The 1242-nt window shown below is 49.4% G+C and carries 2 protein-coding genes; both read right to left on the bottom strand.

The window, feature by feature from the left end; genetic code table 11:
• Window positions 1–964, bottom strand: a 964-nt coding sequence (locus R8N28_RS25515) for an AI-2E family transporter (protein ID WP_318183698.1), incomplete at its 3' end; no start/stop codon positions are given.
• Window positions 965–973: 9 nt separating this feature from the next.
• The coding region (locus tag R8N28_RS25510; RefSeq protein ID WP_318183697.1) for a hypothetical protein at window positions 974–1242 on the bottom strand (269 nt) is incomplete at its 5' end.

Genomic DNA, 1242 nt, shown 5'->3' with positions numbered 1-1242 from the left:
GCACACCAATCAACAGCCCCATACCACCCCACAACCAACCCCAAAAGACCAGCCACATAAAGATGACCAACGGGTTGAGGTTAAACCGCCTCCCTAGCAAAGTTGGGGTGACAAACTGACTCTCGATTAAATTCAGCAACAGATATATCGATACCACTGTCAGCATAAAACTGACCGAATCTAGCTGCAAATACGCGACAAAACCAAAGCTCACCATCGAAATCACTGGTCCCAAATACGGCGCGAAATTCATTACCCCCGCAAACGCACCCCATAGAAATGGGTCTTCAAGGCCGAGGACAAAAAACACCAATCCTACACACAAGCCTAAACCCGCATTGACCAAAGTAATGGTGCCGATGTAGCGCGATAAATCTTTCTGCAGAGCCTGCACCAACTCCACCGCCTGACGTTGTTTCGAAAAACCACGCAAACGCGATACCGATTTACGAAACAGACTTCGACCATGATTAAGCATGAAATACACCATAAACAGCACAATCATCGCCTGAGTTAACAGCGTTGGTGTGGTGGTCGCGAGCGCTTTCAGCAGAGAAAACACCGTGTTGTTGCCCATCTCGTCAATGTTCATGTCACTGGCAAGCTCAAGCGGCGCGTTCATGTGCTCTGACGACGCTTTGGTCACTTCATTCACTTCCTGCGAAACGTTTTGGACGATGCTTGGCAACTCAGCCCACCATTGTTTCGCGGGTTCTGATATCGCCGCTAAACCGAGTATTGAAACACTCACCAGTAACGTCAACGTCACCACCACGGTTATCGTGCGTGGCAGGCCTTTGTCTTCAAAATAATTGATCAGCGGGCTAAACAGCAGTGCCACGAACGTACTTATCACCATAGGTAACAGCACCGGTTTGGCGAAGTAGAGTGCAGGAACAAGCAATAACACCAGCAGAGACACACCAATCACGGTATTGATGGGAAGGTTTAATTTTCCATTCATGCGCGTCCTCTACTGATGAGGTGGAAAATCGGATGGTTGAGCCGCTTCTTCACCTGCTTCTTTTGAGGATGCAGCAGACGACGACGAAGATTTGGCTAGCTGACCACTCAAATCCATCGCGCCATTGAGCAGCAAACTGATGGAGGAGAGAGATGACGTGACGCGAGACAGTCGCCCAGCTTTCGCAACAGCAATCGCGGCAAAAGCACTCAACCCAAGCGCTGTCCACGGGTTTTCTTGCACGAATCGGTTCGAGGTAAATTTGAGGGTTTGCTTAT

It is taken from the genome of Vibrio sp. Vb1554 (assembly GCF_033344235.1).
This window is presented reverse-complemented; position numbering and strand designations above follow the sequence as displayed.